Below are 18540 nucleotides of genomic sequence, written 5' to 3' on the forward strand. Positions count from 1 at the left end.
ATAAAAGGGGGATTTTTACATGAAAAAGATTTTAATGTTAGGATCAGCGCTGGCACTTGCCATCGGTTTGACAGCTTGCTCTGACAAAGAAGACAAAGCTTCTGGAAACAAAGAGACAGCAAAAGAAGAAAAAACAGATGTATCAGGTTCACTGCTTGATTTCTACCTAAACCTAAAAGCCAAAGTCAATGCAAAAGACAGCGATCTTAATGCATATGAAGGATCAGAAACAACACCGCCTGCTGAAGCAAAATCGAAAGCAGCCGCTTCTGCTGAAGCTGTAGCCGCAGAAATCAAGACAGTTACAGTTCCTGCTGACTTGAAAGGCCAGAAATCTGACCTGGAAGCCGCTCTTAAGGACTTCACAGATTCCTATACGGCCAAAGCCGAAGAACTCAAGAAAGACAAACCATCATTAGATGCTGCTAACGAAACTTTCACAAAAGGCGAAGAAAAGCTTAAAAAAGTTTTCGAAGGCCAAAAGCTGGTAGCTCCGACTTTCAGTGCTGAACTTCAATAATGATAACTTTGGACCGCTATCCTGATGGATGGCGGTCTTTTTAGTATCTCAGATCACCGTTTAGGGGTCAGGGCGTCCCTGATGTATGACTTGGTGCCGGGATGCCGGATTGCCATAAGTGGAAGTCCAGATGGTTAAAATAAAGGATTATAAGATGATATGCGCTAACAATCAGGCGGAACATGGATATTTTAGATGAAAAATAACCTTTCTCCCTGAAATGGGGCATATCTGAACTGTCAGCAAGAATCAAAGATAGGAAAACTAATAGTTACTATCCGAAACAGGTACTTTACTATCCGAACAGAGTGTTTTACTCGCCGAAATGAAAATTTACTATCGGAAAAGGGTACTTTACTCGCCGAAATCGAAATTTACTGTCTGAACAGGATACTTTACTCGCCAAGCAATCATCACCAGCTAGACACTGTACTTTTTCCTGTCATTCCGATGACAGCAAAATGGAAGAAGCCCATGAGATTTATAATCTCATGGGCTTCTTCTACATTCGATCTTTCTTTTTTGGAGAGCCGGGCACTGCTGTGCTGAATGCTTATCTGGCTGCTTTCTGCAGTTTATGGATAACATCAAGTGAGCGGCCGGTCCCGATTGCAACGGCTTCAAGCGGGTTTGGCGCTATGTGGACCGGCACTACGATTTCATCGCTGAGCCATTCCTGAATGCCGTTCAGAAGGGCGCCTCCGCCTGTTAGGATGACACCCTGGTCGACGATGTCGCCGCTTAGTTCTGGCGGGCAGTCTTCCAATGTGGCGCGGATGGCTTCAAGAATATGCAGCAAAGATTCTTTGATGGCATCTTGAATTTCATAGGATGCCAGAGAAATAGTTTTTGGCAGCCCGGTCACAAGATCGCGTCCGCGCACTTCCATGGAAAGTTCCTCATGCTTAACCAGGCCGTATCCAATTTCCATCTTAATTTTTTCTGCCGTTCTTTCTCCGATAAGGAGGTTGTATTTCTTTCTTACATACTGGACGATGTCCTCGTCAAGCTGATCGCCGCCGATCCTGATAGAGTTGCAGGATACAACGCCGCCGAACGAAATGATGGCAACTTCAGTGGTGCCGCCGCCAATGTCGACAACTACGTTTGCAATTGGCTCGTCGACTGGAAGGTCTGCACCGATGGCTGCTGCTACCGGTTCTTCAATCAGATGCACCTGTTTGGCACCGCAGCTCTTGACTGAGTCATGGATGGCACGTCTTTCGACAGATGTAGATCCTGAAGGTGTGCATACCACTACATTTGGCTTCCTGATGGAGAAGCCGAGTTTGCGTCCTGCTTGTTTCATGATATGCTTCAGCATCTGGCTTGTTACATCAAAATCTGCAATGACTCCATCTTTTAACGGGCGCACGGCCACGATGTTTCCTGGAGTCTTTCCTATCATATTTTTTGCTTCTGTCCCGACCGCAAGAACCGTTTTTGTTTCTGTATCTATGGCAACCACGGATGGTTCATTAAGGACTATGCCTTTATTTTTACTATAAACAAGTATATTTGCGGTTCCTAAATCAATTCCTATTTCACTGTTAGAGAACATACTAATCACCCTTTCATAGAGTTTAACCCCATAAATGCATTCTACCTAAAATCAAACTTTTTTGTCGGTTTCAGCTGATGGTAATTGTTGGTTCAAGTCGAAAATCCTGCCGAAAGTCCAGGATTTTAGTAACAGGTAATTGCAGGAAAGTGGAAGCAGAGGCTTACAATGCAGTGGATTATTAAAAGATGAGGTATATTTTGGGTATATGGTCATAAAGAAAAACAGGAAAAAAGGCTTATCTGGATAGATAAGCCTTCCTAAGTCAACCGGCTGCCTTAACTGCCTCCATTTTATCAAATCGATTATACATGATGAAGTATAATCCAGCGCTCGAAAAGGCGAGCAGTGCGAGTATGCCGAAAGTCCAGCCAAAACCGATCATATCGGTCATCGGGATGGAAAGCGGGGCTACCATCCTGCCAATTGTAAAACGCAGGCTTGCGGCGGCAAAATACTGCCCGCGCATCTGTTCAGGGGCAAGTTTGGATATAAATCCATTCTGAATGCCTGCGGTCATAAGCTCTGCCAGGGTAAAGAAAGCCATGGCGAGGATAAGTCCCCAAAGAAGGCCGGTCTGTCCCATGGCAAAGATGGATACTCCATATATGATGGAGGATGCCACAAACACATTCCGCTCCCTGAAGGTGGACATCCAGCGGGAGATAACGATGGTGAAGAGGGCAACCAGGAACCCATTCTCGGAAATAAGGAGACCGAAGGCTTTTTCTCCTTCAAGGCTGAATGACCAGGTTCTGAGGGAGAATAGGGTTTGTTCTTCTATTACTTCCTTTGTATACACAGGGATGAGCAGGTCGAGCTGCATAAAAGTCTGGGCTGCCAGCACTCCTGCCACTATAAATAATAGGAACGTTCTATCTTTTACAATAATCCCATATTCATAGATTTGATTTTTTAAGAAAGAAAGCCAGTTCGAGTTTTTCCCGGCAATCGCCGTGTTCTGGAGGGACGGGGCTGTTTCATCAATATATTTGGACAGCACAGCACCGAGAAGGATGCAGAGCAATCCTGAAGCCAGCAGCAATTCAAAGCGGTAATCTGCATAAAAAATGCCCCCGAGTATAGGGCCGATGACCACTGCAATATTAATGGAGGTGTAAAAGACGGCGAAGACATCATTCCTGTGTTTTTCTTCCACCACATCCGCGACCATTGCCTGGCTGGCAGGCCAGTAAAAAGAGCCGAATATACTGACAACTGTAAAGCAGATGAAGCCCACCAGGGGTGATTCGTACCATGGTGAATTGGCGAAGGCGAATAAAACAAAAAAGACACCCTGCCCGACAGCAGAGATGACCATCATCCTTTTCCGGCCGAACCGGTCAGCGCAGTATCCTCCCATCAGGTTGGCAGCAACTGCAAACACCTGCGATAAAATAAGGAGCATTCCAGCCATGTTTTTACCAAAGGAATCGGTAAAGTAAATGGCAAGGAAGGGAAAGAACATCCAAAATGTAATATTGACCAGTGCTTCCGCCCCCAGGCGGATTTTTAGGTTTTTGTTCCAATCTCGAAGCCGCATGCAATAAATCTCCATTTCTGTAAATTCCTTTTAATCTTACCTTTTCTGGAGGGAATCTGACAACAGTGTTTACAAGAAAAGAATAAAGTTTCACAATAAGACATATTTCCCAGACAATATTTTTAAACACCCTTAAAAAGGAAGTCATAAATATTGATTTTTCCACTCGCAACTCATATATGGAAAGAAATCTGGTCAAGTAGCAGGAACAAACACTATGAGGCGGTGGAGCGGAGGAAGGCACATCAGGAAGGCCAGCAAGATACATAATGTTAAACCCTAGCTGCAGGAAGCCCCTCATGATCCATGCAGCCCCGCCCCTTTTCCAAAAAAAAGTTGTAAAAAATGATTGAAAATTCAAACAGGATGCACGAAAATAAAAGTAAGAATAATATAAATATAAATGGAGTTAATATTTGGGAGGGGGGCGCAAGTAATGCGGAATATTCATACACACTGGAACACGGAAGAGGGTATCCTGCATCTGATCAAGAGGCTGGTTGAGACCCCGAGCATTTCCGGTTCAGCCCAGGAAAATGATATGGCAGACCTGATTGTCGAAATAACAAAAGAAATACCCTATTTCCAAAAGCATGGAGAATTGGTATACAAGCAGGCCATTCAAAATGACTCGCTGAATAGGCATTCTGTTGCCTCTTTATATAGAGGAAACCGGAAATCGAGGAAAACGGTGATTCTGCTCAGCCACTACGATGTGGTAGGGGTAGAGGATTATGGATACATGAAACCGTATGCCTTCAATCCGGACGAGTATACGGCACTTCTGCATGCAGAGCCGCTTCCTGAGGATGTTAAAGAAGATCTGGAATCAGGGGATTGGTTATTTGGGAGAGGCATCATGGACATGAAGGGTGGACTTGCACTTCAGCTGGCCCTCCTATCCGAGATTGCCGGCGATGAAGAGTTTGAAGGAAATATCCTGCTCCTTGCTACTCCGGATGAGGAAAGGAATTCGGAAGGGATGTTCGAGGGAATCCGGCTCCTGAGCCGGCTTAAGGAGGAATACGGCCTGGAGTACGAGGTCTGCATCTGCAGTGAACCGAGCTTTGCCGGCTATCCGGGTGACAGGACTAAATATATCTATCTTGGTTCTGTAGGGAAGCTGCTTCCGCTCATCTACTGCAATGGCAGGGAAACGCATGTAGGGGAGCCGCTCGAAGGCGTCAATGCATCATGGATGGCCGCTTCAATGACGAATAAGCTGGAACTCTCCAGCTGCTTCAGGGATCAGGTGGGGGAGGAGCGGAATCCAAGGCCAACCTGCCTGAAGCTCGCGGATCTGAAGGGTGTTTATAATGTCCAGACACCGACGGATGCCTATCTTTTATATAATATCCTCACATTACAGCAAAATCCGCAGGATGTGCTGGAAAAACTGATCGGCCTTGCAAATGAAAGTGCAGACGAAATTTTTGGAAGGACGGTTCAGGCATATCTGGAGGATGGCCTGGAGATAACGGGTGAAACGGTGGCACATTTAAAGCCAAAGGTCTACACGTACTCTGAGCTTTATGCCCTTGGCAGTGAGAGGCATGGCGGCGAGTTTACAGGGGCTATGGAGAAGCTGGTCAATAAGCAGACTTCTGAAGAACTGGATTACCGGCAGCTATCGGTTGAGATTGCCAGGGGAATCAGCAGCTTCTTTCAGGATCTGGCCCCTTTTTACCTGGTTATGTTCGCTCCTCCCTATTATCCGCATGTACACTTGGACAGGGAGCGGCCTGAGGAGGAAAAGCTTTATAAAATGGCTGAGGAGATCAGGAGTTACGCCAAATATACATTCGGCGAGGAAATACAGTTGAAGACGTTCTTTGAAGGATTATCGGATGTGAGCTACTGCAGGCTGCTTGATGCGGAGGAAGTCATTCCTTCCCTTGAAAAGGAAATGCCGCTTTATGGAAAAGGCTATAATCTTCCGCTGGATCTGATTCAGGACCTGAATATCCCCACCATCAATATAGGGCCGTATGGCAAGGATGCCCATAAACGGACGGAACGGCTGGAGCTTCCGTTTTCATTAACAGCTGCCCCGGCGCTTCTGAAATATGCCGTGCTTTCCGTGCTGAAGGGAGGCGTCCTTCATGGAGAGCAGGCTTGAAAAGCCCGCGGAGCTTCCCAAGGAGCTGATCGGACGCAGGATTCATCATTATAGGAAGCAAAAGGGATATACGGCAGGAAAGCTTGCTGATCTGACAGGGGTCAGCCAGAGCATGATTTCGCAGATTGAGAGGGGAATGGCGGCCCCTTCCCTTGATACGCTCTGGAAGCTCAGCTTTTTTTTAGGGGTGGATGTGTTTTCCTTCTTTGAAGAGCAGGAACCTGATCCTGTGAAAATCATCCGGAGAAATGAACATAAAAAAATGGAAATGTCCCGTCCCCATGTCTGGTATGAAATGCTTGCTCCCAATACCGGACGGAAATATAAATTCTTTAAGATGATCCTCGATGAAGCCCAGGAAGAGGATCAGCCTCTGATGCTCCATTCAGGAGAAGAAAGCGGCTATATCCTGGAAGGAATGATGGAGGTCACCGTCGGGGATGAAGTGTATGTGCTTTCGGAAGGAGACAGCATCACCTTCGACAGCAGCATTCCCCACAGCTTCCGGAATATCGGGAGCGGCAGGGCAGCAGGAATCTGGGTGATGTCGCAGGAATAGAGTTTATCCAGAGAGAAAGGGCAGACATACCCTTTTTTTATATCAAAGCGGAGGTTAATGTGCCAAGCAGAAAGAATAAAATGATACTGCCCAGTGCTATTCGCAGGGATATCAGGAGTTTAAGGATTGCTCTATACAATAGGAGGGATTATGGACATTCTCATCTCGGCCGTCATTGCCAAGGGATTTTACCTGATTGACCTCATAAAAAAAGAGTGAGCAGAGCCTGCTTAAGGGCTCTGTTCGTTTTTTTCCGGGCCGGCATCCTCTCAATCCTACGGATACGGGAAATTTTTCAGGAAAAATATTGAAAACCAGATTGACATCTAAGTGTACTACTTGTATAGTACATATATAAAGTGTATGACTTACATAATACATACACTATGAAGGAGAAGAAACAGTATGATCCAAATATTTAATTTAAGCCATGAATTCCGGGTTGGCAAAAAAGGCAGAGAAACCAGGATTGAGGTTCTGAAGGATGTTTCGCTTACCGTGGAGAAAGGAGAAATCCTCACTATTGCCGGCCGGAGCGGCTCGGGGAAATCGACCCTGCTGAATCTGATCAGCGGATTTATCAAGCCGCGCACAGGAGATATTTTCATTAATGGAACAAATGTCGGAGTCATGACAGAAGCGGAATCAGCAGCTTTCAGGATAAGGAATATCGGGGTGATCTTTCAAAACTTTCAGCTGATACCAGGTATGACTGCTTATGAAAATGTTGAGCTTCCGCTGATTTTAAAAGGAGTCTCTGAAGCAGAAAGGAAGGTTAAGGCGTTAAACATGCTTTCAAGGATGGGGCTCACTGATTTCAGGGAGCATTATCCGAGTGAATTGTCAGGGGGGCAGCAGCAAAGAGTCAGCATAGCAAGGGCACTGGTTGTGAATCCGCCGCTCATTCTTGCAGATGAACCGACCGGAAGCCTGGACAGTGAAACAGAGGACGAATTGCTTGGTATCATCAGGGAATTGAACGAAGAGCTGGGAATCACCTTTGTGATTATCACACATGATGAAAAAGTCGCGAATATCGGTGACAGAATCATAATGCTTAAGGACGGCATGCTGTCCGGGGAAGAGGTTTTTGTATGAGAATGAAGGATCAGCTGCGTTTCGTCAGGCAGAATATGAAGAAAAATAAGACCAGGGTATATATGACAATCCTGGCGACCGCAATGGGCTGTGCCTTCCTGATTGTGCTCACATCCGTCGGTTTCGGTATCCACAAATCCATTGTCAAGGACATGACAGAACAGCGGGTTGTAACAGAGATAGAGGTGCAGAGCAAGGAGTCTTCAGAAGGGGAGTTTGCAGGGCTTACGGATAAGGATATCACCGTTTTTGAGAAGCTGGAGGATGTGAAGGCCGTGACAAGAAGACAGGCCTTGCAGCAGGGGCTGTTCAAGGCAGGGGAATATGAAATCACACCCCAGACATATGTTGCCCATATCCCGTCAGAAATCAAAGCAGGATTTGAACTGTCAAAAGGAAGTCTTCCGAAGGCTGACAATGAGATAATTGTAGGCTATGACTTTGGAAAACAAATGGCTCCGGGAGATGTGAAATCAGAAGAGCTGTATGACAAAAACGGGATTAAAGCTGAATATCAATTCAAGGGAAATCTGGCGGGCAGGAAGATAGATCTGATTGTTTCCCAGTGGAAGGATGGCAGGGAGGTTAAAAAGACGTTCCCGCTTGTGATAGCCGGGGTAGCTGAAAAACCGGCCAAGAAGTGGATGACCGATTCAAAAGTGATGATTTCAGAAGTTATGCTTCGAAAAATCGAAGCCTTTACAGGAACACCAAAAGGCATAAAGAGAGAGCCGGATGAAAAGGAAGTTCCCTTATCAAGGGAAATCAGTCCATATGATGAAGTTCGGATATACGCCAAAAACCTTGAAGCGGTTGAAGGGATCAACGATCACTTGAAAAAGGAGAATTACCTGACGTATTCAGTTGTAGATGAAATGAAGCAGATTAATATGGTTTTCCTGATTGTCAAGGCCGGTCTCATCATTATCGGGACAATCGCCATCCTGATTGCTTCCATTGGGATTTATAACACCATGACCATGGCCGTTACAGAGCGTGCAGTCGATATCGGCATCATGAAGGCCATTGGGGCAAGTCCAAAAACGATAAAAAGCATCTTCCTGCTCGAAAGCAGTTATATAGGCATATGGGGTGCATTGATCGGGACGGCTGCTGCCTTTTTGGTCAGCCTGGCTGTAAACGCCGGCATTCCTCTCATCATCAGGCAATTTTTTAATGAGGAACCTCCGGAAGGGCTCATGTTCAGCTACATACCGCTGTCGCTTCCGCTCATCTGCATAATTATATGCTGTGCAGTAACGGTCATATCCGGTCACCGGCCGGCTAAAAGAGCAACGAATGTGGATGTGCTGAGTGCGCTGAGGCGGGAAATCTAATGACAATATAAAAAGGGGAGGCTGACCCTCCCCGAATGATTTACGACAATTATTATCTGTCTAAATTTACCCGATTTTTAACTGCCTCCAGGGAGACGATTTTGGAAACGTCCGGATCCACGGAATGATCCTTCGCCTCTGCCTGGGCATGCTCGGGAAAATTGCCCGGGTGTCCTTTTCTTTTATGATTCAATGATTTGCCTCTTGCCACTGTCTGTTCCTCCTCCTTTTTATGGACTATCCAAAGTTTGCTCAGGAATTCGTGCATCTACAAGCGGGAATATGTGGACGGGTACACAAAAAAACAGACGGGCGGGCCGTCTGCCGGTTATAAATATCTCTTCGCGCCCAAATATTTGGGCTGCCAGTATACATTATTCATGGAGTCGATTTTTACGCCGCTTGAGGAAGCGTGGATGAATTGATTTGAACCTACATAAATGCCTACATGTGAGGCACCTCTTTTATATGTACTGAAAAATACGAGGTCTCCCTTTTTCAAGGCTGCCTTTTTGACTGACTTGCCGTTTGAATACATGGCAGAAGCTGTGCGTGCAAGTTCTTTCTTTACACTTTTCTTAAACGTATAGCCGACAAAGCCGGAACAGTCGAACCCTTTCGGAGTTGTACCGCCGTATTTATATTTTGTTCCTATGTATTTCTTTCCTGTATTAATAACTGTATCAGCTGAGCTGGCTGCCTGTGCATCCGGCGCTGGCGTCCAAATGGCTATAAGGATGCTGAGGATCAGCAGGGGCAATATAACGGCTTTCTTCACTTCAAAACCTCCGGCTCATGGAAATTATTTGTTGAGTTTTCCTAACTACATATAATATAACAGAAAGTTTTCAGAAAATTGGTTACAGTAAAATGTAAGTTTTGTTACAATAATATTACAAAAGGTGACAATATACTTATCGGATTCCCCTTGTTTTGCAGTAAAAAGGAATATCTTTGACCAAAAACAGACGAAATTTAGCGAAAAGGTGCAGCTTGTAATTCGTGAAGTTTTCCCAAATCGTTGGGGGTTTAAAAGAAATTAAAAGCGGGTATTTATAACCGTTTTAATGTACTATCGATAACATTTGTCATCTGTAAAGGAGACGAAAAGAATGGATATCGCACATCTGATCGCAGAGGATAAAATAAAAAGGTCGATTGATGAAGGAGAGTTCAGGAACCTTCCAGGGTACGGCCAGCCACTGATCCTGAAGGATGACTCAGCTATCCCGGAGAGCCTGCGGATGGCCTATAAGATGATGGAAAATGCCGGCATGCTGCAGCAGCAGGAAGACCGGCTGAGAAAAGAGCTCCTCGGACTTGAGGATTTATTATCTGCCTGTGAGGATGAAGGGGAGAGGGAAGGGCTGCAGCGGCAGCTGAATGAAAAGCTTCTGCAATTCGGGAAGGCTGTGCAAAAGCGCGGCACCGGTGCCTCTAGGGGATTCAAGCAATACTCAAATAAGGTGTATGATAAATTGTCAGGAAAATGACGGCTGCTCTCAGGACGAGGGCAGTTTTTTTTTTGTGCTCTATTTATAAAAATTATGAAAAGCCCTTACGAATTTCAGGTTTTATCCGATATAAAAGTATGAATCAAATTCGACTTATTAAAGACAGGTGGAACGTATGGATAAAACTTCGATTATAGGGATGGTCCTTGCTGTAATTGCTATAGGGGTAGGAATGGTCATGAAGGGAGTCAGCCCGGTTGCCCTGGCAAACCCTGCGGCCATCCTGATCATTGTACTCGGGACAATTGCTGCGGTAGTGGTCGCTTTCCCGACAAATGAAATTAAAAAAGTGCCAAAGTTATTTAAAATTCTATTCAAAGAGCAGAAGCTCATCAGTGCAGAAGCTGTCATAAAAACATTCTCTGAATGGGCACTGGTAGCCAGGAAGGAAGGACTTCTTGCTCTAGAAACGATATCTGAAGAAATTGAGGAGCCGTTCCTGCGGAATGGCATTAACCTGGCTGTAGAAGGCCAGAGTGCGGATTATATCAGGGATATTTTGACAGAGGAAATCGATGCGATGGAAGAGAGGCATCAGGGGGGTGCTGCCATCTTTACACAGGCAGGGACCTATGCACCGACCCTTGGGGTGCTCGGGGCCGTTGTCGGTTTGATAGCGGCACTCAGCAATATGGGAGATACCGAAGCTTTAGGACATGCCATCAGTGCTGCCTTTGTAGCCACATTGATGGGGATTTTCACCGGGTATATGCTGTGGCATCCGTTTGCAAACAAGCTTAAAAGAAAGTCCAAGGAAGAAATAAGAATCAAGCAGATGATGATAGAAGGCATTCTTTCCATCATTGAAGGGGAAGCGCCGCGGACGATTGAACAAAAGCTGACTTCTTACCTGCCGGCAAGCGATAGGAAGAAATGGCTTGAAGGCGAAGTGAAACAGGATGAGTAAGAGAAGGAAGAAGCATAAACATCATGAAGATCATGTTGACGAGAGCTGGCTGATTCCTTATGCAGACTTGCTGACCCTTTTGTTGGCCCTGTTTATTGTGTTATTTGCCATGAGTTCGGTGGATGCCAAGAAATTTCAGCTTGTATCCCAGGCTTTCAATGATGTTTTTACTGGTGGGACGGGAGTGCTGGATTATCCAAGTCCCGCTGAAACAGAGATACCTGAAAAGCTGGATAAAGAAGAAAAAAAAGCAGTCAATGGCAATGAACAGAAAAAAGACGGCCTTTCAACCAGCGACCAGAAGGAACTGGCTGAGGTTCAGCAAAGGGTCAATACGTATATCAAGGTTAACAAGCTGAGCGGCAGGCTCGGAACCAAGCTCACGGATGAAGGGCTGCTGGTCACGATCAGTGACAAAGTGCTGTTTGGATCGGGCCATGCTGATATCCGCGGAACAGACAGGGACCTTGCCAAGGAAATATCCGGTCTGCTGGTGATGAATCCACCGAGGAGCATCGTAATCAGCGGCCATACAGATAACAATCCGATCAGCACCTCAGAGTTTGAATCCAATTGGGATTTAAGTGTTATGCGCGCGGTTAACTTCATGAAACTTCTCCTTGAAAATAAAAAGCTGAAGCCGCAAGCCTTCAGTGCCAAAGGATATGGAGAATTCAAACCGGTTGCTTCCAATCATACATATGAAGGAAGAGCAAAAAACCGCAGAGTGGAAATTCTCATTATGCCCCGCGAACAAAGCAATGGAGCGAACAGACCATAAGCATCTATTTACCCTGGCCAAAGGAGGCCAGGGTTTCTTTTGGTCAAAAAGCGGGAAATAACTGGGAAATGGGGTCAGTCCCCCCTGACTGGGAGATGCGGATATGGAACATGAAATATTTAGGCTGCCGGATGGCAGACTGCTTTCATATAGAATAACGGGAGAGAGAAGCGGGAGGCCGGTAGTGTATTTTCACGGATTTGGTTCGCCTTCATTCATCACGCTTGCTCACAGTGAGGAGCTGCAGGCGAAGAACTTGTTCCTGCTTTCAGTTGACAGGCCAGGCTATGGAAAGTCAACCGTCCATCCAGGCTATACAGCAGAAGACTTTGCAGATGACGTTTGTGAATTGCTGGATGGCCTGCATATTCACAGAATTGCTCTTTCAGGATGGTCAACAGGTGGATTGTTTGCAGAGGCTTTTGCCGCAAAATACCCGGACCGGATTATATCGCTGACGCTGATCGCAAGCACCCTTCCGCTCGGGTGCAAGGATGCAAGGGCTGCTATGCCGGGAAAGTGGAGGCCGATCCGATTTGCTGTCATCCGCTTCCCTTTATTGCTAAGAAAGCTGGCCAGTTTTTCCAGCAGGATGATCAATGGAAAATTGAATGGTAAAGTCAAGACGGCCCTGGAAAAAATGCCGGAGGATGACAGGCGCCCGGCAGGAATGACGAGAATCCTCCTGGACCGGGCAAGGGTGGAGGGCTTTCAGCATAAGGGGCTTTCCTTCTGCCATGAACTTGAGGCTGTTTGTACCGCTGATTATCGGCGTGCAAAAGAAGCCTTTCCCGTCTTCATCTGGCAGGGAGACAGGGACAGCATGGCTAATGTCAAATCCTCGGGCTTCTTACAGAGCCAGTATAATGAGGCAGAGCTGTATATCATCCAGGGCAGGCGACACTATGCGATTTTGTATAGATGGAAGGAGATACTGGAGAAGATTCATCTAGCCTATTCGGCGGAATCTCCGCCTTTTCGTGGAGAAAGGCATATTTATTAAAATTAATGGTGCTAAAGAACTATGGAAAATAACTGGTAGATTTGAATGATGTCTGAATTTTTTGAAAGCGTTATCATGAAGGGGACAAGCTAATCAAAAACAGGAGGGGATCATGCGGGTGAAAATCCTAAAAAAATTAACAATTGCCATTTTAATGCTGGCGCTTATCCAAACGGGAAGCCTTGGGGAGGCTGAGGCAAAGTCCAAGGGAGATCATCAGGCCGTTCAGAAAACCTTTAAGAACCCGGTGATGGGCGATGGCGCAGACCCTTGGGCCATCCGGCACACAGACGGTTACTATTATTATACACAGACAATTGGCGGCAATATCACTATATGGAAGACAAAAGACCTGACAAAGATTAATGACGCGGAGAAAAAGACGGTCTGGACTCCGGATAAGGATGCGCCGAACCGCGAGCATCTGTGGGCTCCGGAACTGCATTTTATTGACGGGAAATGGTATGTCTACTATGCAGCTTCAGATGGTGATATGGGAAAACAGCGGATGTATGTGCTTGAGTCAGACACGAACGATGCCATGGGCAGCTATCATCATCCAGAGGGAATTGACTTCGGAAAAATCACGGATCCTTCCGATAAATGGGCGATTGACGGAACAGTCCTTTCCCATAATGGAAAGATGTATTTTGTCTGGTCAGGCTGGGAAGGCGATGAAAATGTCAGCCAGAACCTATATATTGCACCGATGAAAAATCCATGGACCATCAGCGGAAAGCGGGTCGAAATATCACGTCCGGAGCTGGCATGGGAAAAAAACGGCACCCCGCTTATTAATGAGGGGCCGCAAATTCTGAAAAATAAACAAGGCAGGGTGTTTATTGTCTACTCTGCAAGCGGCAGCTGGACAGATGACTATTGCCTGGGATTATTAGAGCTGAATGGAAAAGATCCATTGCTTTCGGATTCATGGACCAAACATCAGCAGCCGGTCTTCAAGAGCGATCCTGCCATGAATGTTTATGGACCCGGCCACAACAGCTTTGTGAAATCCCCGGATGGAAAGCAGGACTGGATCGTCTACCATGCCGCTAAGTTCAAAGGGGCTGGATGGAACCGGAGTGTCAGAATGCAGGAGTTTTTCTGGAATAAAGATGGCACCCCTGATTTCAGGAAGCCGGCTGCCGTTGATTCAATCCTGAAGGCACCTTCAGACGGATCAGGCAAGGGAGTGATTCCTGGCCAGCCTGGCAAGTCTTATAAATACGAAGCAGAAAAGGCACTGGTGAATCATGCCAAGGTGGTGGAAAACAGCGGCGCTTCCGGCGGGGCCAAGGTCGGGATGATGGACTTTGAAGACAGCTATATTGATTTTAGCGTCGACGTGCCAAAAGGAGAATACACCCTGAAAGTCAGGTACTCAAATGGCATGGGTGAAAAAACAAGCCATATCCTGAGTGTGAACGGAGTGAAGCAGGAACTGTTTTATCAGCCATTTGGCTGGGACAGCTGGAAAGAAGCAGAGAAAGAAGTCACCTTGAATGAAGGGGGGAATTCAATCCGCCTTGAAAAAGGAAAGCTTTTCACAGAAATCGACTCCATTGAGCTGGTTCCTAAAAATGTGAAAAACTTTAAATACGAAGCCGAGCTTGCTGAAATCAAGAGGGGCGAAATGATTACAGATCCCCTTGCTTCCAATAAACTAAAAATGGCTGCGCCAAAAGGTAGCAAGGCCGTGTTCAAGATCAGGGCAGACAGAGCGGGTGAGTATAACCTCACTGTCCGAATCAAAACCGAAGCAGACAAGAAACAGCAGGTATTCATAGCAGGCGCTGGAAAGGGCATATCCGTCCTTAATCGCTCCGGGAATGATTGGGGCAGCCATACGGTAAAAAGTTCCTTGAAAGCGGGTATCAACACCATCGTGATTTCTTCCCTTGGTGGAAAAGCGGAATATGATTATATCTCACTTGAGGAAAAAGGGAAGAAATAGGGAGCGGCTGGCTAACCAAGCAGGCAAACTGGCCGTGAAGCATCCTTTAGTACCAAAAAAGAGCGAAAGCAGGGCAAAACAGGCTGTAAAGTAACGTTTACGACCAAAAAAGCGCCAGTTCAAGGTCAAACAGGTTGTAAAGAACCATTTACGACCAAAAACGACCAAAAAAGAGCCAGGGCGTCGTCAAATTGGTAAGAAACGTTTACAACAAAAAAAGGGCCTAGCGTCTTCAAATTGGTCATAAAGAAACGTTTACAACCAAAAAGAGCGGGAGCACTGCCAAATTGGTTGTAAAGATTGGCTTAAGACAAAAACCCCCGCGCCCCGCACAACATGGCTTTAACATACCAAAAAAGAGCCTGTATGGATGCAGCCACAATGGCGGCTGCCCAGGCTCCTTTGGCATGCCTAAACAGTTCCCTAAATATCCTCCATTTCCCATCTTTCTGCAAAAAACAAGTTTAACGATATACATACAGGGAATTATAATTCTGTAGACTTAAATGAACTTGCAAGGGAGATGGAAATAAATGAGTAAGATTGCATGTGTGATTACCAGTGATTTTGAGGATTCAGAGTACAGAGACCCGGCGCAGGCTTTTAAGGAAGCAGGCCATACGGTAGTTACGATTGAGAAGGAAGCAGGAAAGTCGGTCAAGGGTAAACAAGGCGAAGTGGAAGTGTCAATCGACGAGTCCATTGGCTCTGTGAAGCCGGAAGATTTTGATGCGCTGTTCATTCCTGGCGGGTTTTCGCCGGACCTGCTTCGGGCTGATGAGCGCTTTGTTCAGTTTGCTAAATCCTTCATGGATGAGAAGAAACCGGTTTTTGCTATCTGTCACGGACCGCAGCTTTTGATCACGGCCAAGACACTTGATGGCAGGACGGCTACAGGCTATACTTCCATCCGGGTGGACATGGAAAATGCCGGTGTGAATTTCAAGGATGAAGAAGTGGTTGTATGCGGAAATCAGCTTGTGACAAGCCGTACACCAGATGATATTCCAGCATTCTCGAGGGAATCACTGAAGCTTTTAAGCTCATGATTATATAAGCGGGACGGGGAACGGAGATACTCCGTTTCCCGTTTTTTTTATTTTGGTATAAAATAAGGGAAAACAGTATTCTCAGGAGTGTTTAGAATGATAGTGATCAAATCGGGCCGGGAAATAGAAGCCATGCATGAAGCGGGAAGGCTGCTGGCGGCCTGCCACAGGGAAATTGCCAGCCTGATCGATCCCGGCATAACGACTTGGGAAATTGATGTATTCGTGGAGCGATTCTTGAAAAAACATGGAGCCACTCCTCAGCAGAAGGGCTACAGGGGCTATGAGTACGCCACATGTGCCAGCATCAATGATGAGATATGCCATGGGTTCCCGCGGAAGGAACCATTGAAGAATGGGGATATCGTGACCATCGATATGGTGGTCAATTTAAATGGCGCCCTTGCAGATTCGGCGTGGTCATATGCCGTGGGAGAATCGTCCCCCGAAGCTTCGCGGCTGTTATCAGTGACAAAGGAAGCTTTGTACAGGGGAATAGAAGCGTCACAGCCAGGAAACCGGATCGGCGATATCGGGCATGCCATCCAAACTTTCACCGAAGCAGAAGGGTTTTCAGTTGTACGCGACTTCATCGGCCATGGCATCGGTGCCAGCATTCATGAAAAGCCAGATGTTCCTCATTTTGGTATGCCGGGGAAAGGAATCCGGATCAAAGAGGGGATGGTCTTCACGATTGAGCCGATGATCAATACCGGAGCCTATCAGAGTAAGATGGATTCGAATAAATGGACGGCCCGGACAGCGGACGGCGGTTTGTCTGCCCAGTTTGAGCATACCATTGCCATCACAGGGGAAGGCCCTATTATTTTAACCGAACAGTAACATGAAAAAAAAGCATCCTTGGATGCTTTTTTTGTTTTCCAGCGCTGTTCAGGCATTCCTCAGTTTTCCCAATTCTTCAGCTATAGCCTCTAGTTCGCGCGGAGTGAAATTGGTTTTCTTCATGACCATTGCGTAAATGTCATGAAGCTCTTCGTACATTTCCTGATTAAAGTTAGAGGCTTTGACTGCTCCAATATTCATGACCTTTAATCTTTCAATAATTTTTTCAACCATATATTCTACATTTTCCGGCGAGTTCTGTTTTAAATCCATTTTCTACCCTCTCTCATATCAATTGATATCTTTCATCTTTCATTAATTATGCCTAAAAGTCAATCACTAACTTGTTTTTGATCAATGGCTTTGCCCTCACTCAAAAAAGTCTCTTCAGCCTCCATATGCAATTGCCAGGCATAATAATTTCAGCTTTGAGAAAAATAAGACAGCACCATGTCATTCACCGATAATTTTTTGCAGGAGGGATACGAATGGATCAGTATACCGTTCATAGCAGAGGGAACAGCAAGCTCTTTAGGGGCCTTATGTTTGGAGCTCTTGCAGGAGGGGCGGTGGCAATGCTTGACCGGACGACCCGCCAGAATTTCCTTGATGGTACAGGCAGGTCATACCGGGGTGTAAAGTCTTTCCTGTCAAGCCCGATGGAAGGTCTGGTGAGGATGGGCGAATTTTCCAGCAGGCTGCGTTCACAGATTGAAGAAATTACGGATGATATCAATTTCATCTCGGAAAAAGTGGATGAATTAAAAGAAGTCCCGCTTCAGGTTGCGGAGGCTGTCATGGATACAAAGGATGTCATCACACACCATGGACATGCTTCAAATGGGACAGCTTCAGACAGCTATACTGCACATTAAATGATAAAGCGAGCTGGGAATATGAAAACCGGTAAAAACATTCCAGACAAATCAGTCTTAAAAGAACTCTTTTCACGTCTCTTTGTTGATGATTTGTCTGGGATGGCGGCCCAGCTTGCTTTCTTCTTTCTGCTTTCACTGTTTCCTTTCATGATCTTCCTTGTTTCACTGCTTCCTTATCTGCCCATCAAGACAGACGATATTCTTGCCTTTGCTGCCATGTACGCACCTGAAGATACTATGGCAATGATTGAACAGGAATTAACTCGTGTCTTGAATGGCAGCGGGAAGCTTCTATCTCTCGGAATCATTGGCACCGTTTGGTCAGCCTCCGCTGGCATGAATGCGATTGTCAGGTCATTCAATAAAGCGTACCGGATTAAAGATGGCCGGCATTTTGCCCTGTCCAGGCTGTTATCCATCCTGTTTACCCTGGGCATGATGATCGTTTTTATCATTGCGCTTTTATTTCCGGTCTTTGGCAGGCAGATCGGCATCCTGCTTGCCGATTATTTTGGCATGTCAGAGGAATTCCTGTCTGTCTGGAACCTTTGTAGGTGGGTGATCAGCGGCTTTGTCCTGCTGGTGATATTTATGATGATTTACTGGCTTGCTCCAAGCATTAAGCTGAAGTGCCTCACGGTGCTGCCCGGGGCCGTCTTTGCCACAATCGGCTGGATCAGCGTATCGTATGCTTTTTCCATCTATGTTGAAAAAGTCGCTCATTATTCCGCGATGTATGGCAGTCTGGGGGGGATGATTGTCCTGATGATCTGGTTTTATTTAACCGGGATCATTTTGATAATAGGCGGGGAAATCAATGCAGTCATCAGCAGCAGGACAAAGCCTGCCGGATGCTAAAAAGAGGCCTTCACCT

19 protein-coding genes are annotated in these 18540 nt (G+C 46.1%); 14 read left to right on the forward strand and 5 right to left on the reverse strand.

The window, feature by feature from the left end:
- Window positions 1-19: 19 nt before the first annotated feature.
- Window positions 20-520, forward strand: a complete 501-nt coding sequence (locus V1498_RS03860) for a hypothetical protein (protein WP_409296991.1) — start codon at window positions 20-22, stop codon at window positions 518-520.
- A 553-nt stretch (window positions 521-1073) separates the two neighbouring features.
- On the opposite strand, the gene mreBH is transcribed toward V1498_RS03860, so the two are convergent.
- Window positions 1074-2081, reverse strand: coding sequence for a rod-share determining protein MreBH (gene mreBH, locus V1498_RS03865; RefSeq protein WP_409296992.1), 1008 nt, complete (start codon window positions 2079-2081; stop codon window positions 1074-1076).
- 265 nt (window positions 2082-2346) lie between these two features.
- Window positions 2347-3624 (reverse strand): MDR family MFS transporter, encoded by a 1278-nt coding sequence (locus V1498_RS03870; protein ID WP_409296993.1) that lies wholly within the window; start codon window positions 3622-3624, stop codon window positions 2347-2349.
- Between the two features lie 436 nt (window positions 3625-4060).
- Between V1498_RS03870 and V1498_RS03875 the strand changes: the two genes are divergently transcribed.
- The 4 genes from V1498_RS03875 (at window position 4061) to V1498_RS03890 (ending at window position 8737) form a co-directional block, all read left to right on the forward strand.
- Window positions 4061-5743, forward strand: coding sequence for a M20/M25/M40 family metallo-hydrolase (locus tag V1498_RS03875; protein WP_409296994.1), 1683 nt, complete (start codon window positions 4061-4063; stop codon window positions 5741-5743).
- A complete protein-coding gene (locus V1498_RS03880; RefSeq protein WP_409296995.1) occupies window positions 5727-6302 on the forward strand; it encodes a cupin domain-containing protein in 576 nt (191 codons plus the stop codon). The genes V1498_RS03875 and V1498_RS03880 overlap by 17 nt, the downstream gene beginning before the upstream one ends.
- 405 nt (window positions 6303-6707) lie before the next feature.
- On the forward strand, window positions 6708-7400 hold the full coding sequence (locus V1498_RS03885) for an ABC transporter ATP-binding protein (RefSeq protein WP_409296996.1): 693 nt from the start codon (window positions 6708-6710) through the stop codon (window positions 7398-7400).
- Window positions 7397-8737 (forward strand): ABC transporter permease, encoded by a 1341-nt coding sequence (locus V1498_RS03890; protein ID WP_409296997.1) that lies wholly within the window; start codon window positions 7397-7399, stop codon window positions 8735-8737. The genes V1498_RS03885 and V1498_RS03890 overlap by 4 nt, the downstream gene beginning before the upstream one ends.
- 52 nt (window positions 8738-8789) lie before the next feature.
- Here the strand turns inward: V1498_RS03890 and V1498_RS03895 are convergent, their stop codons facing one another.
- Window positions 8790-8948: a hypothetical protein gene (locus V1498_RS03895; RefSeq protein ID WP_409296998.1), complete on the reverse strand. Its 159-nt coding sequence runs from the start codon at window positions 8946-8948 to the stop codon at window positions 8790-8792.
- A 117-nt stretch (window positions 8949-9065) separates the two neighbouring features.
- On the reverse strand, window positions 9066-9515 hold the full coding sequence (locus tag V1498_RS03900) for a C40 family peptidase (RefSeq protein ID WP_409296999.1): 450 nt from the start codon (window positions 9513-9515) through the stop codon (window positions 9066-9068).
- A 334-nt stretch (window positions 9516-9849) separates the two neighbouring features.
- Here V1498_RS03900 and V1498_RS03905 point away from each other — a divergent pair, with 334 nt between their 5' ends.
- From V1498_RS03905 to map, 7 genes are all read left to right on the forward strand, one after another.
- Entirely contained in the window at window positions 9850-10230 is a 381-nt protein-coding gene (locus V1498_RS03905) for a DUF1992 domain-containing protein (protein ID WP_409297000.1), read from the forward strand.
- Window positions 10231-10366: 136 nt separating this feature from the next.
- Window positions 10367-11158, forward strand: a complete 792-nt coding sequence (motA, locus tag V1498_RS03910) for a flagellar motor stator protein MotA (protein WP_409291520.1) — start codon at window positions 10367-10369, stop codon at window positions 11156-11158.
- Window positions 11151-11939 carry a flagellar motor protein MotB gene (gene motB / locus V1498_RS03915; protein WP_409297001.1) on the forward strand — a complete coding sequence of 263 codons (789 nt, stop codon included), beginning with the start codon at window positions 11151-11153 and terminating at the stop codon, window positions 11937-11939. Before motA ends, motB begins: the two co-directional genes overlap by 8 nt.
- 103 nt (window positions 11940-12042) lie before the next feature.
- Window positions 12043-12942 (forward strand): alpha/beta hydrolase, encoded by a 900-nt coding sequence (locus V1498_RS03920; protein ID WP_409297002.1) that lies wholly within the window; start codon window positions 12043-12045, stop codon window positions 12940-12942.
- A gap of 112 nt (window positions 12943-13054) precedes the next feature.
- Window positions 13055-14896 carry a family 43 glycosylhydrolase gene (locus V1498_RS03925; RefSeq protein WP_409297003.1) on the forward strand — a complete coding sequence of 614 codons (1842 nt, stop codon included), beginning with the start codon at window positions 13055-13057 and terminating at the stop codon, window positions 14894-14896.
- 533 nt (window positions 14897-15429) lie between these two features.
- Window positions 15430-15945: a type 1 glutamine amidotransferase domain-containing protein gene (locus V1498_RS03930; protein ID WP_409297004.1), complete on the forward strand. Its 516-nt coding sequence runs from the start codon at window positions 15430-15432 to the stop codon at window positions 15943-15945.
- A gap of 96 nt (window positions 15946-16041) precedes the next feature.
- Window positions 16042-16788, forward strand: a complete 747-nt coding sequence (gene map / locus V1498_RS03935) for a type I methionyl aminopeptidase (protein ID WP_409297005.1) — start codon at window positions 16042-16044, stop codon at window positions 16786-16788.
- A 48-nt stretch (window positions 16789-16836) separates the two neighbouring features.
- Here map and V1498_RS03940 read toward each other — a convergent pair whose 3' ends face one another.
- Window positions 16837-17061 carry a DUF1128 domain-containing protein gene (locus V1498_RS03940; protein WP_409297006.1) on the reverse strand — a complete coding sequence of 75 codons (225 nt, stop codon included), beginning with the start codon at window positions 17059-17061 and terminating at the stop codon, window positions 16837-16839.
- 215 nt (window positions 17062-17276) lie between these two features.
- On the opposite strand from V1498_RS03940, the gene V1498_RS03945 reads away from it, so the two are divergent.
- Together V1498_RS03945 and V1498_RS03950 are read left to right on the forward strand one after the other, a co-directional pair.
- Window positions 17277-17663: a hypothetical protein gene (locus V1498_RS03945; protein WP_409297007.1), complete on the forward strand. Its 387-nt coding sequence runs from the start codon at window positions 17277-17279 to the stop codon at window positions 17661-17663.
- 21 nt (window positions 17664-17684) lie between these two features.
- Window positions 17685-18524 carry a YihY/virulence factor BrkB family protein gene (locus V1498_RS03950; RefSeq protein ID WP_409297008.1) on the forward strand — a complete coding sequence of 280 codons (840 nt, stop codon included), beginning with the start codon at window positions 17685-17687 and terminating at the stop codon, window positions 18522-18524.
- Window positions 18525-18540: the final 16 nt, after the last annotated feature.

The organism is Paraperibacillus marinus, assembly GCF_046237605.1.
In the GTDB taxonomy this organism is placed as follows: Bacteria; Bacillota; Bacilli; order Bacillales; family DSM-1321; genus Paraperibacillus; species Paraperibacillus marinus.